15 protein-coding genes and 1 pseudogene are annotated in these 17,911 nt (G+C 59.3%); 6 read left to right on the top strand and 10 right to left on the bottom strand.

Translation table 11 applies throughout. From position 1 onward, the window contains the following. Positions 1-552: 552 nt before the first annotated feature. Positions 553-2,058, top strand: coding sequence for an aldehyde dehydrogenase family protein (locus AC1DRN_RS23565; RefSeq protein WP_223458793.1), 1,506 nt, complete (start codon positions 553-555; stop codon positions 2,056-2,058). A gap of 185 nt (positions 2,059-2,243) precedes the next feature. Here the strand turns inward: AC1DRN_RS23565 and AC1DRN_RS23560 are convergent, their stop codons facing one another. The 7 genes from AC1DRN_RS23560 to AC1DRN_RS23530 are packed head-to-tail and all read right to left on the bottom strand — an operon-like array spanning position 2,244 to position 8,527. Next, the gene (locus AC1DRN_RS23560; RefSeq protein ID WP_108219368.1) at positions 2,244-2,948 is read right to left on the bottom strand and encodes a 2-oxo acid dehydrogenase subunit E2; all 705 of its coding nucleotides are present in this window, start codon (positions 2,946-2,948) and stop codon (positions 2,244-2,246) included. 3 nt (positions 2,949-2,951) lie between these two features. Beyond that, the gene (locus AC1DRN_RS23555) at positions 2,952-3,185 is read right to left on the bottom strand and encodes a lipoyl domain-containing protein (RefSeq protein ID WP_223458791.1); all 234 of its coding nucleotides are present in this window, start codon (positions 3,183-3,185) and stop codon (positions 2,952-2,954) included. Between the two features lie 4 nt (positions 3,186-3,189). Beyond that, the gene (locus tag AC1DRN_RS23550) at positions 3,190-4,215 is read right to left on the bottom strand and encodes an alpha-ketoacid dehydrogenase subunit beta (RefSeq protein WP_223458789.1); all 1,026 of its coding nucleotides are present in this window, start codon (positions 4,213-4,215) and stop codon (positions 3,190-3,192) included. Positions 4,216-4,239: 24 nt separating this feature from the next. Beyond that, a complete protein-coding gene (locus AC1DRN_RS23545; protein ID WP_223458992.1) occupies positions 4,240-5,319 on the bottom strand; it encodes a 2,3-butanediol dehydrogenase in 1,080 nt (359 codons plus the stop codon). Between the two features lie 56 nt (positions 5,320-5,375). Continuing rightward, entirely contained in the window at positions 5,376-6,365 is a 990-nt protein-coding gene (locus AC1DRN_RS23540; protein WP_223458786.1) for a thiamine pyrophosphate-dependent dehydrogenase E1 component subunit alpha, read from the bottom strand. Positions 6,366-6,377: 12 nt separating this feature from the next. Further along, complete coding sequence (locus AC1DRN_RS23535) at positions 6,378-7,958, bottom strand: GMC family oxidoreductase (protein WP_223458784.1); 1,581 nt, start codon at positions 7,956-7,958, stop codon at positions 6,378-6,380. 50 nt (positions 7,959-8,008) lie between these two features. Next, positions 8,009-8,527, bottom strand: coding sequence for a gluconate 2-dehydrogenase subunit 3 family protein (locus AC1DRN_RS23530; RefSeq protein WP_223458781.1), 519 nt, complete (start codon positions 8,525-8,527; stop codon positions 8,009-8,011). Between the two features lie 497 nt (positions 8,528-9,024). On the opposite strand from AC1DRN_RS23530, the gene AC1DRN_RS23525 reads away from it, so the two are divergent. Next, positions 9,025-10,974 carry a sigma-54-dependent Fis family transcriptional regulator gene (locus tag AC1DRN_RS23525; protein ID WP_477786814.1) on the top strand — a complete coding sequence of 650 codons (1,950 nt, stop codon included), beginning with the start codon at positions 9,025-9,027 and terminating at the stop codon, positions 10,972-10,974. Between the two features lie 61 nt (positions 10,975-11,035). On the opposite strand, the gene AC1DRN_RS23520 is transcribed toward AC1DRN_RS23525, so the two are convergent. After that, positions 11,036-11,587 (bottom strand): VOC family protein, encoded by a 552-nt coding sequence (locus tag AC1DRN_RS23520; protein WP_223458777.1) that lies wholly within the window; start codon positions 11,585-11,587, stop codon positions 11,036-11,038. A gap of 262 nt (positions 11,588-11,849) precedes the next feature. Here AC1DRN_RS23520 and AC1DRN_RS23515 point away from each other — a divergent pair. Then, positions 11,850-11,969: pseudogene (locus AC1DRN_RS23515) on the top strand (lipoyl synthase); the annotation flags it as partial. A gap of 38 nt (positions 11,970-12,007) precedes the next feature. Here the strand turns inward: AC1DRN_RS23515 and AC1DRN_RS23510 are convergent. Together AC1DRN_RS23510 and AC1DRN_RS23505 are read right to left on the bottom strand one after the other, a co-directional pair. Then, positions 12,008-12,916, bottom strand: coding sequence for a carbohydrate kinase family protein (locus AC1DRN_RS23510; RefSeq protein WP_223458775.1), 909 nt, complete (start codon positions 12,914-12,916; stop codon positions 12,008-12,010). Positions 12,917-13,076: 160 nt separating this feature from the next. Further along, positions 13,077-14,642 carry a carbohydrate porin gene (locus AC1DRN_RS23505; RefSeq protein WP_223458773.1) on the bottom strand — a complete coding sequence of 522 codons (1,566 nt, stop codon included), beginning with the start codon at positions 14,640-14,642 and terminating at the stop codon, positions 13,077-13,079. Between the two features lie 167 nt (positions 14,643-14,809). Here AC1DRN_RS23505 and AC1DRN_RS23500 point away from each other — a divergent pair, with 167 nt between their 5' ends. The 3 genes from AC1DRN_RS23500 to AC1DRN_RS23490 are packed head-to-tail and all read left to right on the top strand — an operon-like array spanning position 14,810 to position 17,904. Continuing rightward, positions 14,810-16,084: an ABC transporter substrate-binding protein gene (locus AC1DRN_RS23500; RefSeq protein WP_223458771.1), complete on the top strand. Its 1,275-nt coding sequence runs from the start codon at positions 14,810-14,812 to the stop codon at positions 16,082-16,084. A gap of 21 nt (positions 16,085-16,105) precedes the next feature. Beyond that, entirely contained in the window at positions 16,106-17,065 is a 960-nt protein-coding gene (locus AC1DRN_RS23495; RefSeq protein ID WP_223458769.1) for a carbohydrate ABC transporter permease, read from the top strand. Continuing rightward, positions 17,062-17,904, top strand: coding sequence for a carbohydrate ABC transporter permease (locus AC1DRN_RS23490; protein ID WP_223458766.1), 843 nt, complete (start codon positions 17,062-17,064; stop codon positions 17,902-17,904). The genes AC1DRN_RS23495 and AC1DRN_RS23490 overlap by 4 nt, the downstream gene beginning before the upstream one ends. Positions 17,905-17,911 lie beyond the last annotated feature (7 nt).

Raw genomic sequence — 17,911 nt, 5'->3', positions numbered from 1 at the left:
CATTCGCTGAGGACGCGCCCGCTGATTGTGCTGCGAGGTGAGGCGGGGCCAGTCAAGAGTCAATGCGCGTTGGGACAACCTTGCTTCTATTAGCGATAGGCGTGACATGCCGGTCAACGCAACATCTGTACGCGTCGCGACAACTCTACAAAGGCGGCGCATTGCACGATGCAGCACCACGTCCCTTCCTGCTTGTCTATATGGCCCACCACCGCCACCGATGAGCCTGCGACCGCACTGACTGGTAATGATCTCATCGAGCTGTCTATCAGCAAGGTTACTGACGAAATCGGGTCAACTTGCTCTCATACAAAGTCAGCCTGGCAGATACGGCAGATTCTCCCTTGCAAACCTCAAGAACAGCACATTTTATCTGGCACGCTTTGTTAGCTTATTGAGAAGACGCGGCATAGCGATGTCCTGGTCGCCACGGCGATGTTCTGGTGATTTCCACGTTCGGCCTGATCTATTTTTCAGCGGCCTTGCCGGGTCGCGAGCCAGACCGCCCTCTGCTGCTTGCAGTGCCTGTTACCGCTCAAGGGAGCCAGTTGGATGACAATACAATCTTCGAATAGCTACAGCGTTGATCCGCAAACGTCTCACAAATTTTATATCAATGGCTGTTGGTCGTCCCCGGCGATCCCGGCAAGTTTGCCGGTGGTCAATCCGGCAACTGAAGAGGTCGTTGCGCAGGTCGCGCAAGGCTCCGCCGAGGATGTTGATCGGGCAGTAGTTGCCGCGCGTGCAGCGTTTGCTGGTTGGTCTGCTACCTGCGCAGAGTCGCGCGCGCTTGTCCTTGGAAAGATCCACGAGCTCATCCTTGAGCGAAAAGAAGTGCTCGCGCAGGCCCTCTCCCTCGAAATGGGTGCTGCCATCGGTTCCGCCCGGGCAATGCAAGTGCCTCTCGCGGCCGAACACGTTCGGGTCGCCCGCGACCTGCTGTCCACTTATCGTTTCCAGACGGTTGAAGATGGAACCGCGATTGAACGCGAACCCATAGGCGTCTGCGGTCTCATCACTCCGTGGAACTGGCCGCTTTATCAAATCACCGCGAAAGTCGCCCCGGCTATTGCCGCCGGATGCACTGTGGTCCTCAAACCAAGCGAACTGTCGCCTCTGAGCGCCCTTCTTTTTGCACAACTGGTCCACGACGCGGGCCTTCCACCTGGCGTCTTCAACCTCGTGAACGGAAGTGGTCCCGAGGTCGGCGCAGCAATCGCTGCGCACCCGGATATCGATATGATTTCGATTACCGGCTCCAACCGCGCGGGCGCGCTGGTCGCACAGGCGGCCGCCCATACGGTGAAGCGCGTCACACAAGAATTGGGAGGCAAATCACCGAACATTCTGCTTCCCGACGCCGACTTTGCCAAAGCCGTCCCACTGGGCGTGATGTCAGCGTTCCGCAACGTCGGACAATCATGCAGCGCCCCGACACGAATGATCGTACCTAAGGACCGGCTGGCGGAGGTTGAATCGCTGGCAGCCGAAACCGCCAATGCGATCATCGTGGGTGATCCGCGATCGGAAGCTACGGTGCTCGGTCCCATTGCCAACGAGGCCCAGTTCAATCGCGTGCAAGCCATGATCGAGGCTGGCCTGAGTGAGGGCGCAAAACTCGTTTGCGGCGGACCAGGACGTGTGCCGGGTTTTGAAAAGGGCTTCTACGCTCGACCGACAGTATTCTCCGAGGTAGATACGGCAATGCGGATCGCCCAAGAAGAAATTTTCGGGCCGGTGCTGTGCATCATTCCGTATGAAACGATCGATGAGGCGGTCGTTATCGCGAACGATACGGTATACGGACTGGGCGCCCATGTTCAGTCTCAGGACCTTGATCTGGCGCGTGCAGTGGCCTCTCGTATCCGCGCGGGACAAGTGCTTCTGAATTACCCCGCCTGGAATCCAATGGCTCCATTCGGTGGTTACAAACGTTCTGGTAATGGTCGTGAGTATGGTGTCTACGGCTTGGAGGAATACCTGGAAACCAAGGCAATCATTGGATTCGGCGGATCACTTGATAGTACTTCCCGCACCTGGAACTCATTCAGATGTTAGGTACCGTCCAATTCGGCTGGCCGCCGATGCGGACGCCCATCGCGCAGACCGGTTGAATCCACAGCCAAAAGCGGACGCTTTTCAAACGTCCGCTACGGCTGGATTGTCTTAAGGAAATCGACTAGTCCTCAGCCTTTTTCGCTCAGCCTCCAGGCCGGCCTCGATACTGACGTGCCAGATCCGGCTTATGGTGGCTCTACCCCTTCGATTCGCTGGCACAGATCATCGAGGAAGTCTGCGGCAGGAGCCCCGTTCACGGCCCGGTGATCAAAGGTCAGCGAAAGACCCATGAAGTCGCGCTCTGATAACGAACCATCGGCACCTCGTTGCAGGCGACGCTGGATGCCTCCCAGCCCGATAATGGCCACCTGAGGGACATTGAGGATGGGCGTGAAGAAACGCACCCGCGACAGCCCCAGGTTGGTCACGGTCACCGTGGCGCCCGTCAGCTCCTTCACCGAGAGCTTCCCGGACAGTGCCTTGTCCACCAGGGCCCGGCGTGCAAATGCCAAGCCCTGCGCATCCAGTTGGTCGGCATCGAACAGTGCGGGCGCCACCAGCAGATCGTCCGGCAGCGGGATCGCCAGACCGAGATGCACCGAACCATGCCGCGTGATTTGGTTATCCTGCAGGGTTGCGTTGAGTCCCGGATGGTTCTTCAGGGAACATACGATCTCAAACAGCAGCAGGTCCTGGAGCGATACCTGGCTACCCGCAGCCTTCAGCTGCGCCCGTTTCGCCTGCAGGTTGGTCAACTCGCATTCAGCGTGATGAGTCAGTTGCGCGGCAGTCTGCAAGCTTTCGCTCATCTTCGCAGCGATCATTTTTCGCATGCCTTTCAAGAGCACGGTGCTACCGGTACGGGCAGCAACATTCTGTATGTGCCCCATGGCTCACTCCACTAACCCGATGGTTGCGCCTTTGACCACCACAGCGTCTTCTTCTTCGAGGATTTTCAGCACGCCGCAAGCTGGTGCCTCGATCTCGAACTGGGCCTTTTCAGACATGATTTCTGCCACCAGGTCGCCTTGACCAACTTCGGCGCCATCACTGACCAGCCAGGAAGTGATTACGGCTTCGGCGTCGCCTTCCCAGAGGTCGGCGGGAATCAGGATTGAGTTGGACATGTTGTTATTCCTCGTTCTTCAGGTTCTGGTAGGCCGCAACGATCTTTGCTGCGCAAGGCAGCGCCCATTGCTCCATAGGCGGTGTGAAAGGAATCGGAATGTCGGGGAAAGCCACTCGCTGCGGGCGCGCCTTGAGCATCCCGATGTCGTGTTCGACGACGCTGGCGATGATTTCGCCGCTCACACCAAAGCTGTGATAGTCCTCGTCGACAACGATGAGTCGGCCGGTCTTGCGCACAGAGGCGATGACGTGCTCACGGTCCAGCGGCACCAGACTGCGCAGGTCCACGACTTCGGCGCTGACACCCTGCTGCTCCAACTGCCGGGCAGCGCGCAGCGCGTGATGCACGCCGGCACCCAGGCTGACGATACTGACATCACTGCCTTCGCGGACCGTCTTCGCCTTGCCGATCTCCACGGTATAGGGTTCCTCCGGTACAGCCACCGTGGCGCCCTTTTCGGTACCCAGCCAGCCCATGCCCTGCAGCGACTTGTGGAACAGGTAGACGACCGGGTTGTCATCACGAATGGCGGCGGTCATCAGGCCCTTGGCGTCGTAGGCGTTGCTCGGCACCACCACCTTCATGCCTGGCAGGTGAGCGAAGGTGCCGTAAAGGCACTGCGAATGCTGCCCGGCGTCGGAGTAGCCGGCACCGGTGGATGCCATCAGCACCATGGGCACGCTGACCTTGCCGCCGGAGAAGTAGGTGTTCTTCGCCATCAGGTTGTAGATCGCGTCCATACAGACGCCGAAGAAGTCGACGAACATCAGTTCGACAATCGGACGCATGCCGTCAGAGGCCGCGCCCACGGCAGCGCCGATGAAGGCGGTTTCCGAGATAGGCGTATCGCGAATGCGCGCGCTGCCGAATTCTTCATGCAGGCCACGGGTGTTGCCGAACACCCCGCCGAGTTGGCCAATGTCCTCGCCCATCACGAAGACGCGTGGGTCGAGGCGCATTTCCTGGGCCATCGCCTCGGCCATGGCGCGGGCGACGGTGAGTTTGCGTTCTTTGATTGTTGCAGACATGTCTGATTTCCTCCGTCGATGGGATCAGTGACTGGCAGCGGCAGGCGCGGACGGCCTGACGATGATCTTCACGTTCTGGTCCTTGTTGTTAACCAGTTCCTCGAAGCCCTGCTCGAGGATGTGTTCCAGCTCGATCCGCCCAGTGATCAGCGGAGTGACGTCCAGGCGGCCGTCGGCGATCAGAGCGATGACATCGGCGAACTCACCGTTGTAGGCCAAGGCGCCAATGACCTGCTTTTCGGTGGCGACGATTTCGAAGAAGTTGAATTCGCTGGGTTCCTCGAAGATGCCCACCATCACGCAGCGCCCGCCCTTGCGAATGACATCGATAGCCAACTTGGCAGTGGTCTTGTGGCCGATGCACTCGAAGGAAACCGCGGCACCATATCCATCTGTCAGTTCGCGCACCGAAGCAATGGCATCGCACTGGCTGGGGTCAAGCACCTCGGTGGCCCCCACCTCAAGCGCCTTCGCCTTGCGCGCCGTGGACATTTCGAGAGCGATGATCCGGGCTGCACCCGCGGCACGGGCGCACATGATGGTGCACAGACCGATGGTTCCAGCGCCGACTACCACCACTGTCTGGCCGAGGAGGCTGCCGGCCTTCTTCACCGCGTGCATGCCAACTGCCAGAGGTTCGATCAGCGCGCCGGCCTCTGCCGGGAAACCTTCCGGCAGGCGGTACAGCAGATTTGCCGGGATGTTGACCAGTTCAGCGAACGCACCGTTGTTCATCAATCCGGTGAAGGCGAGGTTCTCGCACAGGTTGTATCGGCCCTGCTGGCAGAACCAGCATTTGCCGCAATGCTGGCAAGCATCGGCGGCCACACGCTCACCTACTGCAAAGTTCTGAACCCCCTCCCCCACGGAGACAATCTCGCCGCAGAACTCGTGGCCGAGAATGCACTGCCCTTTGAGGCCAGTGAGCGGATGGGCGGTATCAGTGGGAATGAATACCGGCCCGGCCAGGTATTCGTGCAGGTCCGAGCCACAGATGCCGCACCATTGCACACGGATTTGCACCCAACCCGCCTGAGGTTGCGGGGGGCAGGCAACGTCCTGCAGGCGGATGTCGCGTCGGCCATGCCAAACTGCGGCCTTCATCGTCGGTTGTCGGTACATGTCGGTCTCCTTCTTGTCGTTGTTGTGGCGGGCTCCGTTCACACGAACACCATTTCCAGAGCTTCTTGCGGTGCCGGATAGGCACTGTCGCGGGCGAACTGCACCGCAGCGTCGACGCGTCCCCGGGCACGTTCTTCAATGGCGGCGGCGCCGACCTCGTCCAGCACGCCCAGATCCAACAGGCGTTGGCGGTAAGCCGGAATCGGGTCCTTCGCCAGCAGGGCTTGCTTCTCGCCGGCAGGACGGTAGGTTTCGCCGTCACCCATGAAATGGCCGGCCAGGCGGTGAGTTTCGATCTCGATCAGGCTCGGCCCTTCACCGGCACGGGCCCGAGCAATGGCCTCACCGGCCGCGGCGAAGATGGCATCGGCATCGTTACCCGGGACGAACACGCCGGGCATGCCATAAGCGGCAGCACGCAGGTAGTTGCGCTCGATGGCAGTCGAAGAGGCCTTGGCCACCGAGATGCCCCAGGCGTTGTCCTCGATGACGAAGACCACCGGAAGCTTCCACAACGCGGCCAGATTCAGGGTTTCGTGGAAGGCTCCCTGGTTCGCTGCGCCTTCACCCAGGTAGGCCACGGCGACTCCGGACTTACCCTGCAATTGGCGCGATAACGCAGCACCAACCGCAGGGCCCATGCCTTGGGCGATGATGCCGGAGCAGGAGAAGTTCACCCGTGCGTCGAACAGGTGCATATGGCCGCCGCGGCCGCCAGACAGGCCGGTCTTTTTACCGAAGATCTCGGCGACCATCTCGTCCAGGTCTACGCCCTTGGCCACGGCGATGTGGTGCGGGCGGTGGGTGGCGGTAACGATGTCCTCCACCGCGAGATGGGCGCAGACACCGACGGCGCAAGGCTCCTGACCGTTGGACAGGTGCATCTCACCGGGAATTGGCCCATTGGCCATGTTGAATACAGGCGTCTTGCCTTCCATGTAAATTCGTTCGATAGACTCTTCCAGGTAACGGCTGACGAGCATCTGCTCGAGCATCCACAGTCGCTGGGCTTTGCTGGGCGTGGTCATGGGATTGGTTCCTCAGAGGGCGCGCTGGTTCATCAACGCGCCGATGTGCTCGGCCTGGCGCAGGGCCAGGGCGACAATGGTCAGGGTCGGGTTCTGCCCGCCGCTGGTGGTGAACTGGCTACCGTCAGAAACGAATAGATTGGGAATGTCGTGGCTCTGGCCCCATTTGTTCACCACGCCGTCGGAATCTTTGGCGCTCATGCGGTTGGTGCCCATGTTGTGACTGGCCGGGTAAGACGGCAGGCGGATCACCTCGGTGGCACCGACCGCCTCGTAGCACTTGCGGGTCTGCTCCACACCGTGATTACGCATGGCGGTGTCGAAGGCATGGTCGTCCTTGTGCACCACCGGGACGGGCAGGCCGTACTGGTCCTTCTCGGCGCCGTGGAGGGTGATGCGGTTGCTCTCCATGGGCAGGTCCTCACCGCACAACCACACGCCGGACATATGGTCGTAACGCTCCATCCGCGAAGCGAAGGCACGGCCCCAGCCCTGCGGGGTCGGATCGAGGAAGGCGGACATGAACGGCAGGCCGAGGGACAGGATTTCCAGCCGGTAGCCACCGACGAAGCCCCGCGAAGTGTTGTTGTAGGACTCGTCGGAAATGATTCCGGCACAGGTGGTGCCCCGATACATGTGAATCGGCTTGGGCAGCACTGCGTAGATGCCTGCGGTGGTGTGACACATGTAGTTGCGCCCAACCTGACCGGAGGAGTTGGCCAGGCCGTCCTTGAACATCGAGGACTCGGAGTTGAGCAACAGGCGCGGCGACTCGATGGAGTTACCGGCCACGCACACCACTCTGGCCTTCTGGCGCTGCTGGTGGCCCTCGGCGTCGGCGTAAACCACCCCGGTGACTCGGCCGCGGGCATCATGTTCGATGCGAAGCGCCATGCTCTGCGGACGCACCTCACAGTTGCCGGTAGCCTCGGCGCGGGGGATATCGGTGTAGAGGGTCGACCACTTGGCGCCGATGCGGCAGCCCTGCATGCAGAAGCCGATCTGCATGCACCCGGGACGACTGTCATAGGGCTGCGTGTTGATCGCCATCGGGCCGGACTGGATTTCTTTGTAGCCAATGCGTTGGGCGCCTGTGGCCAGGACCTTGAAGGAGTTGTGCCATTGGTGATAAGGCATTCCGGTGCTTGGACCGGTCACGCCCATGTGCTTCTCAGCCTTGACGTACCAGGGCTCCAGCTCCTCATAGCTGATTGGCCAGTCCAGCACATTGGCGCCCTTGATATCGCCGTTCTCGGTGCGCATGCGAAACTCGAAGTCGCGAAAGCGCAGGGCCACGCCGGCCCAGTGCACGGAACTGCCACCCACCGCTTTGACGATCCAGGCCGGCAGGTTCGGGTGGTTGCGCGCCACGTCCCAGCCGCCGGTGGCGATGCGTTTGTCGAGCCAGGAAATCTTGTTGAACATGGCCCACTCATCGTTTTCGATGTCGGACATCTCGTAACGCTTGCCGGCTTCCAGCACCACGGTACGGATTCCTTGCTTGGCCAAGGCGTGAGCCAGGGTCCCGCCGCCGGCGCCCGAGCCAATGATGACGACGACATCGCTGTCGTCCTGGGAGTATTTCGCTGCCATGGGGTTAACCCTCATTGTTGGAATGGATGGAGCCGCGAAGAAAAGACTGATCAGAGCCAGTCGAGGTCGTTGAAGCCACGCGCGATATAGCCACCTTTCTCCACCGACGAGCCCTCGTAGCCAAACAGTGGGAACAGCGTCTTGTTGTCGTAGATGCCAAACATCAGCGCACTGCGGGTTTCGCGGAAGAACGGCGTAGTCTCGATCTCGCGAAGCAGAGCGACGCGATCGTCCTCGCTGACGATCTCTTCGAAAGGCCGCCCCTGTGTGGCGCGGGCTCGCCCCTGCAGGGCCTTCAAGCCATCGTTGACCAGGTCCGGATGTTTACCGAGCAGCTCGACCAGCGACTTGGCATACGGTGCATCGCCGAGCCGGTCATGGGGATAGATATCGCGCCCCATCTGCAGCAGCCCGGCGGGCAACCGGGGCAACACGTCGTCGGCGATGGCGGTGACGGGAATGAGCTGGCTGAAAACGGCGGTAGCGCCGATGATCAGGGCCGATTGCCCCGAAAGACTGAGGAAGCGCCGACGGCTCAGAGGGCCTCTCAGGGGTGAAGAGTCATGCATGGCAGAGCTCCAGGCTTTTGCCGGCACGCCTGTAAGGTGGGAACAGGTGTGGCCGACGTTATTGTTATTAGTCCGGGTGCCTTTTCGGCCCCTTCGATAGTGAAGGAGCAACTTGTGTGCCAATGCCAAAAACAGATCCTAACTTACTGTTTTTAAATGATTTTTTAGCACTCAAAAAAAACATCTTTCGAGCATGACCTGTAAAGCGAAGGCTTTACACCTGTAAGCATCCGTCCAAGCCTTTTACATACGTAAAGGCTGGCGATACCTGAACTGAGTGCGAGATCGCAGCGGCGGCATTGCCGGGCACCGCCAACCAATAAGGGTGACCCTTTACCGGTCTTCTGACGGTGGTCCGGCCGCGATCAACGAGGGAAGTGACAGCGCAGGGCTAAACTCGTAATGTGATTGCAACCGTGCCAGCCCGCCCCCCACGTGCTGATGCCAAACAAGAACAAGATCGTCACGGACCCCTCATCCCGTGCCCGGGAGGCCGCATGAGCACCCTTTCGACCCCCAGCCTGCACATCGACACTGTGCTGTCCTACGCCAGCGATAGCGCTGGGCACGAGTCCATCATCACCCGGTCCTGGAAGCGTTGTATCCAGGATTACGGTCTGGATCCGGCCAAGCCCGCGCCACCGCGGTTTGTTCCGCGTCAGGTATTGCGGGAACACCAGGACCACGCGGACGAGCTGATCAACGTGGCCCGTGCAGGCGTCGAGCAGCTGTACCGCCACATCGCCGAGCTGGGGTACGTCATTCTCCTCACCGATAGCCGGGGGATCACCGTGCAGTTCCTCGGCGATCCACTGGATGAGGCGGCGCATCGCAAGACCGGCCTGTACCTCGGCGCCGACTGGAGCGAGAACCACGCAGGAACCTGCGCGGTGGGGACCTGTATCAAGGAGCAACTGCCGCTGACCTGCCACCACCATGATCATTTCAGCGCTCATCACATCGCCMTGACCTGCACCGCAGTGCCCATCTTCAATCCCCACGGGCAGCTGCTGGCCGTGCTGGATATCTCGGCATTGAATTCACCACCGTCCAAGGACTCCCAGCAATTCGCCCTGCAACTGGTCAAGCAGTACGCACGAATGATCGAGGATGCCTACTTCCTGCGCCGCTACCGTGAAGCTCATATCCTCTGCTTCGACCGTTCCCGCGAGTTCGTCCTGATCAATCGCCAGTACCTGCTGGCGATTGCCGGGGATGGCAGTCTCCTGGCGGCGAATACCGCGGCCCGTGTACTGCTCGCCGAATGTGGCTTGCAGTTGCCGGAGCGGCCTTCGGCACTGGCGCGCCGGATCGGTATCCAGGATCTGTTCGACTGCGAACCTGAAGACATCTTCGGCATCCCCCGCGCCAGCCCCGACCAGGTACGCGCGTTCCGTACCCACCGTCAAAACGCCCTGTTCTATGCCGCGTTGATGGAGCCCAGCCGAACGCCCGTTGCCCCTCAAGCTCAACGTTCGAGTGAGGAACGCTGCCCGCTGGATGAGCTCTCCGACGATGACCCCGCCATGCGCAAGATGCTCGCTCGTGCCAAGCGACTGTGCAGCGAGCCGCTGAACTTGCTGCTCAATGGCGAAACCGGTACCGGCAAAGAACGCCTTGCCCGCGCTTTGCACGACAGCAGCAACAGGCGCAAGGCCCCCTTCGTCGCCATCAACTGCGCGGCAATGCCTGAGTCATTGATAGAGAGCGAACTCTTCGGCTACCAGCCAGGCACCTTCACCGGGGCACGCAGCAAGGGTATGCGAGGGCTGATCCAGCAGGCCGATGGCGGCACACTGTTCCTCGATGAAATCGGTGACATGCCGCTGCATCTGCAGACGCGGCTGCTGCGCGTGCTTGCCGAGCAGGAAGTGATGCCACTGGGCAGCGAAAAACCGATCAAGGTCAATATCCGCGTCATCGCGGCCAGTCACCGTGACCTGCGGCAGTTGATTGAACGAAACGAGTTCCGCGAAGACCTCTACTACCGCCTCAATGGCGCGATCCTGCGCCTGCCGGCGCTGCGCGAACGGGCCGACAGGAACTACCTGATAGAACGCATTTTCAGAGAGCTCTGTGAACAGCGCCAACGTCCCGCACGAATCCGGGGCGACGCCATGAGTGCTCTCCTCGGCTACGCCTGGCCAGGCAATATCCGCGAGCTGCGCAATGCGTTGCAGTACGCGCTGGCCACCGCGGAGACGGATGAAATCACTGTGAACGACCTGCCCGAAGAATGCCTGCCAAGCGTCAATCAAAGACAGGCCAGGAGTTCGGTTCCCGTGCAGGAACAACAGACATCCCACGCACGCGAAATCGAGGACTGCTTGCGCGGGCAACGCTGGAATGTCAGCGCCGCGGCACGCGAGCTCGGCATGTCGCGCCCGACCCTATATCGCTGGATGAAGCTTCACAACATCGTTCCTCCCAACGCCCTGGACAGCTAAACCAATAGTTTCAAACGCCCGTAACCGGCCCGAGCCGGGCCGGCCGGGCTTTCAAGTCGAATCAGTGCTCAGGTGTGCGCGGGTCCCAGAGAAGGCGCGTCACGCCTTTCTCGTAGCCCATCCCGTCCGGGAAACTCACCAGCTCCAGCTGCAACCCCCAAGGCGCCAGGAAGTACACCCAGGTCAGGCCCTTGGCCGGGCCATCGGTGAAGGTCGATGGAGTATCCAGTACCTGCACGCCACGAGACTGCAGGTACTCCACCGCTGCCTCCATGTCGTCCACATAGAACGCCAAGTGGTGCCCGCCGACGTCGCTGTTGCGGGGCAACCGACGATTCTGGTCGGGAGCTGTGTACTCGAAAATTTCCAGGTTGGTGCCATTGCCACATCGGACCATCTGGAAGTCGCGAATAGACGCGCGCGGATGCACGTTGAGGTGCCGCTCCATCCAGTCGTCTTCAAAACGGAATTCGCCAAAGGTGAAGTATGGCTCGCAGCCAAGCACCTCGACGAAGAAGGCAACAGCCTCGGACAGGTTCGGCACCGTGATGCCGATATGCTGCATGCCGCGCATTCCCGGCAGAGCGTCATTCAGGTTGTTCTTGTGGGTCATGAGGGTCTCACTTGTTGTTGTACGAGATTGGCCAGCTTCGTGCTGACACATTCCCTGCTGCACACCCAATGCCACAAACTAACCCATTGATTTGAATAGCAGTCACTCCCGCCGTTGGCAGCAGCGGTGTAAAGGCCTTTACAGCTGCAAGGCGTTACAACAGCCACCTCCCATCCTCTCTCGCCCCTKCCAATGGGCCTTGCGCGGGTTGGCCCAGCTCTTGCCTGATGTTTGGGGACATACCCTTGAAAGATGGAGACCTATGGTGGAGCCCCGACACATCGTCACTGGGCCGGGCAAGGTTGAAACCGGCATAAAATTGCGCGGTGCCGAGAAGGTCGCGCGTATACCGGTGAAGATCATTCCGACCGAAGAACTGCCGAATTTACTTAGACAACTCCCCGGCGCCGGCAACCATGGTCAAGTATGTTTTAGCAGCTGCAGCAAACCTTCCACATCAGCTAGCGCTGGAGCATGGGCTCCGGCATGGCGGCAAGATATGGATGCGCAAGCCGCTGAAAATTGCAGGCGCTCTCTCAAGTCCACGATCCCCAGCAACTGCGCAGCCAGCCAACCAGCCATACAAGCGTCTCCTGCTCCAACCGTGTCTTCCACCTTCACGGCAATCGCCGGCTGATCGAGTTGGCTGTCCGGGGTGTGGAGAATCATCCCGTGTTCTCCTCGGGTAAAAAGGATCTGCGCCTGAGGATTAAGAGCGCGAAGCTCATCCATTGCCTGGTGTTCTGTCAGCCCTGGATAAATTTGCCGAAGGTCTTCATCGGAAAGCTTAATCATGTCAGCAAGGGTGGTCATCGTAGGGAAGGTCTGCTCCCGATAATGGCTATCCATTAAATTGCGCCAGTTCGGATCATAGCTAATCCGTTTACCGGCTTTTTTGGCCTGCTGAGCAATTTTAACCAGCCTGTCTGCCAGTGGCTGTCGAGCCAAACTGATGCAGCTGAAATGACACAGCTCTGCATGGTTGATCCATCCTTCGGGCATCAGATCCGGATCAAAAAACAGATCGGCATCTCCAGCAAAAAAGTATCTTGGGGGACGGCTCGATGGAACGATGGCAACCAAAGGATCTCGGTCTACCCGTTGGATAAACCTCATATCCAATCCTGCCACTTCCGACTGCGAAACTATCTCGTCACCCAGTGAATCCATGCTCACCGACCCAGCAAAAGCACTGCTGACACCCAAGCGACTTAGCGCTCGTGCAACGTTCCAGGGAGCACCACCCGGGTAGCCCTTCCACTGTCCGGGAGTGCCTTGGACAAGATCGGTCAGGGCTTCGCCAAACACTATTGCGCGAGGCAATACCATCGTCATTTCCTCAATATTTTGTCGTAGGGAACTGCTGGCTGATCAGATCAGACCGGTAATCACTTACTCAATGCGCTTTGATGAAAGGCAGGGTTTGTTGAAGTCAGAGAAGTTCTCATCGCCAACCTCAAAGCAGATGTTGGCCGAACACGTTCAAATATTAAAACCAGGTTTCCATTTGTATACCGTATTGCCATACACCTCCGGCTTTGAAGTCCGTCATGCCAAAGGAGTCTGTGGTACTGAATTTGTCCAGATCCGAAGACCAGTTCATGAAGCTTGCGAACACTCGCAATTCGGGACGTGTGAGAAGATCTCCAACCTCAGGTTTGAATGTCGGGGCGACAGTGAACTTCCAAAAGTTACCGTCGACCGCATTACGTTGTAGATAGTCCTTCGGGTCGAGGTTCATGGTTTGCCAGCTTATTTCGTAGGCCATCTCGAAATTGCTGTTGATTTTATTGGCCAAACGCACGTTCAGGGTCAGCCAGCGGTAGTCGTCACCCTTGACGTATCTATCCTTGCTCTGTTCGGCCAGCAAGCTGGGGCCGATACGCCAGTCAGGCGCAAGGGGTGTCTCACCGTAAAGTGCCAGACGCAGAGCGCGGGCATCGTCGATGAGTTCGCCATCCGAGCCGATGTTCTTGACCTCGGCTCCCAGACCTTGCCCATAGAGCAGCGCCGTTTTGAAGAAGCCTTCCCTGCCGAAAAAGTTTTTCTGGTGATTGGCCAGCATGCTGTGCAAGCCGGAATCCGCAGGCGTCAAACCCGCTGCATTGGTGCGGGTACCGAAATCGTTTTTCTTTGCGCCGATGCCATTGAACATCCACTGCCACTGACCATCCTCGAAGAACTGGTTGGAGGTCAGGATGTAGCTTTCTACATCGGCACTAAGATCGCCTTGACTGAAATCCCCGTAGTTACGCCCGATCAAAGAGTAGTTCGAACGCCAATTCTTGTTCATCTGCATATCGTAGATTCCACCCCCGGTGCCGGCCAGAAAGACAACGTCCGAGTCCAGCCAGTGGATATCGAAATTATCTCTATCGAATCGCTTGCCTGCCCACAGGGTGGCGTTCTCGAACACTGAATTGCCCTTGAACGCAGCGACATGGTCAAGCGCTGTGAATACCTGGCGCACGTTCAGTTTGCTTTCGTCGGCCGTCCAGTCATTGGTGCTTTCCACACCGTCGGCGATGGAGACCGTGAATTTGGAACGGGTGCCGTTTTGCGCATAGCTTTCTTTCGACAGGTCTATACGCATGTAGGTGTCGTCTTCGTTACCGAGTCGCCCGACTGCACCACCGACTGAACCGGCAGGAGTTGTATAAGGGCCGCCACGACCACCACCCAGCCGATCGTTGATCAGCAATCCGGAGCGGGCGTAGCCGTTGAAGCTGAACCCATCAGTGAGGTGTCCGGTACTGCCCTCTTTCTCCAGGCTTTGCTGACGGGCTTCGAGTTTTGCCAGTCGGGTATCCAAAGCGGGCGCCGAAATTACTGCCGCATTAGACGCGGCGGGCTGCAAGGGAGCAGTGGCGAGTTTGATCTGCTGCAATTCCCTGGCAAGTGCCTGGGTTTGCTGCTCGGCTGCGGCTGCACGCTTTTCCGCGGCGCTGGCACGGGCTTCGAACGCGGCCATGCGTTCTTCCAGAGTCGCGGCCTGAGAGGTTACCGCCGAGGTGCCGAGCACGCCTGCGAGTAGCCAGCTTGATGCTTTCTGCATGTGAATTTCCTGTTTTGTTTTTATTGTGTCGTTCCCGCGACCGGCCATTTTTCGTGAGTTGCGAATTGTCGCAATCGACGAAAAAAAGGATGCCTCATCGCTAATACGCTGCTACATTTGGCGATGTTAACGTTAACTTTTCTAAAAACAAAAATAAAGAGGGCTTTATGAAACAGCTGAAATCTGTCCTTCCAGCAGCACTGCTCACCCTTTGTGTCGGGCTTCCGTCCCTGTCGAGCGCAGCCGATTTAACGATCTCCTGCGGCGCGGTGGGTGCGGAGCTACAACTCTGCAAAGAGGCTGTCGAGGCGTGGTCCAAACAGACCGGCAACCACGTCGAGGTGGTCTCAACACCTAACTCGGCAACCGAGAGGTTGTCGTTCTACCAACAGATCCTCAGTGCGCAGTCCTCCGACATCGACATCATTCAGATCGATATGGTGTGGCCAGGGATGCTGGCCAAACATCTGATGGATCTGCGCGAAGTGCTTCCTGCCAATGCGACCCAGGGCTACTTCCAGGCACAAGTGGATAACGCCACGGTGAACGGACGGCTGGTGACGATGCCGTGGTTCACCGACTCGGGCCTGCTGTATTACCGCAAGGACTTGCTCGAGAAGTACAACCAGCAGGTTCCCCAGACGTGGGAGGAAATGACCGCTACGGCCAGGGATGTTCAGCAAGCCGAGCGCAACGCCGGGAACCCCAATGCCTGGGGTTACATCTTTCAAGGGCGCGCCTACGAGGGCCTGACGTGTAATGCGCTGGAGTGGATCAGCAGCCAACCGCAAGGCGGGCTGGTCAATCCGCAAGGCGACATCGTGGTCAACAACCAGGCCTCAAGAACGGCATTGACCCTGGCGAAAAGCTGGGTAGGAGACATCTCCCCGCGTGGCGTACTCAACTACACCGAGGAGGAAGGCCGTGGCGTATTCCAGTCGGGCAATGCGCTGTTCATGCGTAACTGGCCTTATGTCTGGGCCTTGGTGCAAAGCCAGGACAGTGCGGTAAAAGACAAAGTCGGCGTCGCTCCCCTGCCCCGTGGCGGCGAGACCGGTACCCATGCCTCCACCCTCGGTGGGTGGGGCCTGGCGGTGTCGCGTTACAGCGCCCATCCAAAACTTGCCGCAGAACTGGTGAGCTACCTGACCAGTGCCCAACAGCAAAAACATCGTGCTCTGGCTGCCGCCTATAACCCGGTGATCGAGTCGCTGTATCAGGATCCCGAATTGCTCGCGGCAATGCCTTATTACAGTCAGCTCCATAGCATTCTCAACGATGGGGTCATGCGCCCCGCCTCCATCACTGCCGATCGCTATCCACGGGTCTCCAATGCGTTCTTCGATCGAGTGCATGGTGTGCTGGCGGGCGAGTTGCCTGTGGATCAGGCGCTGGCCGAACTGGAAAGCGAACTCACGCGCATCAAACGCCGGAACTGGTAAGCCACAAGGAAGGAAATCACCATGTCTGTCTCTACTACTGCCCCCTGCGACGAGCTCCTGCTCACCAGGGAAACGCCCGTACAACGTCGCCGAGTACGCGCCGCCTGGCTATTTCTGACACCGATGCTGCTGTGTCTGGCCCTGGTGGCAGCCTGGCCGCTACTGCGCACATTCTGGTTCAGCCTGACCGACGCCAGTCTGTCGGACACCGGTGGCGGATCCTTCATCGGCCTGAGCAATTATCTGTTCCGCAACGGTTCCACCTGGTCGGGCATCCTGGTCGATCCTCAGTGGTGGAACGCGGTGCGCAACACCTTGCATTTCACCGTGGTGTCGGTGGGACTGGAAGTCGTACTGGGACTGTTGGTGGCGTTGCTGCTCAACATCAAGTTCACCGGCCGTTCCCTCGTGCGTGCGATGATTCTGATTCCCTGGGCGATTCCGACCATTGTCTCGGCAAAGATCTGGTCATGGATGCTTAACGACCAGTTCGGCATCATCAATCACATGATGCTGAGCCTCGGCCTGATTGACGCGCCCCTGGCCTGGACGGCCGATGCGGACCTGTCGATGTGGGCGGTGATCCTCGTCGACGTCTGGAAGACCGTGCCGTTTGTCACGCTGCTGATGCTGGCGGCCTTGCAGATGTTGCCGAGCGATTGCTACGAAGCCGCGAGGGTTGATGGCATTCATCCGCTGAGGGTGTTCTGGCGTGTCACGCTTCCCCTGCTGATGCCCGCCTTGTTGGTGGCGGCGATCTTCCGCATCCTCGACTCGCTGCGGGTATTCGACGTGATCTATGTGCTGACCTCGAACTCGTCGAGCACCATGAGCATGTCGGTGTATGCCCGCCAGCACCTGGTGGAGTTCCAGGACGTCGGTTACGGCAGCGCAGCCTCGACGCTGTTGTTTCTGGTGGTTGCGGTCATCGCCATGCTTTATCTCTACCTCGGACGCCGTCAACTGGAGGTCCGCTCATGAGCCCGCGCCTGCTGAAAAAAACGCTGTTGCGCCTCGGGTTCTGGTGTCTGATCGGGGTATTGCTGCTGTATGCGGTTTTCCCTTTCTACTACGCCATCGTGACGTCGTTGAAGCCATCCAGCGCCTTGTTCGAGGTGAGCTACTGGATCGATAACCCCGATTTCTCCAATTACTCGGCGGTACTCCACCAAGCCTCATTCCTGCGGGCCATCGGTAACTCGCTGGTGGTTGCGCTGTGTGTGGTGACGCTGGCGTTGTTCCTCAGCCTGACCGCCGCCTATGCCTTGGGCCGGGTGAAGTTCCGTGGGCGTGGCACGGTGTTGATGATGGTGCTTGGCGTGTCGATGTTTCCCCAGGTCGCCGTGCTGTCGGGGCTGTTCGAAGTGATCCGCGCGTTGGGCCTGTACAACACGTCCTGGGCGTTGATCCTGAGCTACACGATTTTCACCCTGCCCTTCACCGTTTGGGTGCTGACCACATTTATGGGGCAACTGCCCCATGAACTGGAAGAAGCGGCAATCATGGATGGCGCGTCCCCCTGGGTCACGCTGACCCGAGTGCTGTTGCCGCTGCTCTGGCCCGCACTGGTCACCACGGGCTTATTGGCCTTCATCGCCGCGTGGAACGAGTTCCTGTTTGCCCTGACCTTCACCCTCACCGACACCCAACGCACGGTGCCGGTCGCCATCGCCCTTATTTCCGGCGGCAGCCCTCATGAATTGCCTTGGGGGTTGTTGATGGCTGCATCGGTGCTGGTCACCGTCCCACTGGTGATTCTGGTGCTGATCTTCCAGCGCCGAATCGTTTCCGGTCTCACTGCCGGCGCGTTAAAGGGTTGATGCCCAA

Source organism: Pseudomonas sp. P5_B3, from assembly GCF_056400405.1.
The sequence above is the reverse complement of the archived record's forward strand: the minus strand, read 5'-3'. Positions and strand labels throughout refer to the sequence as shown.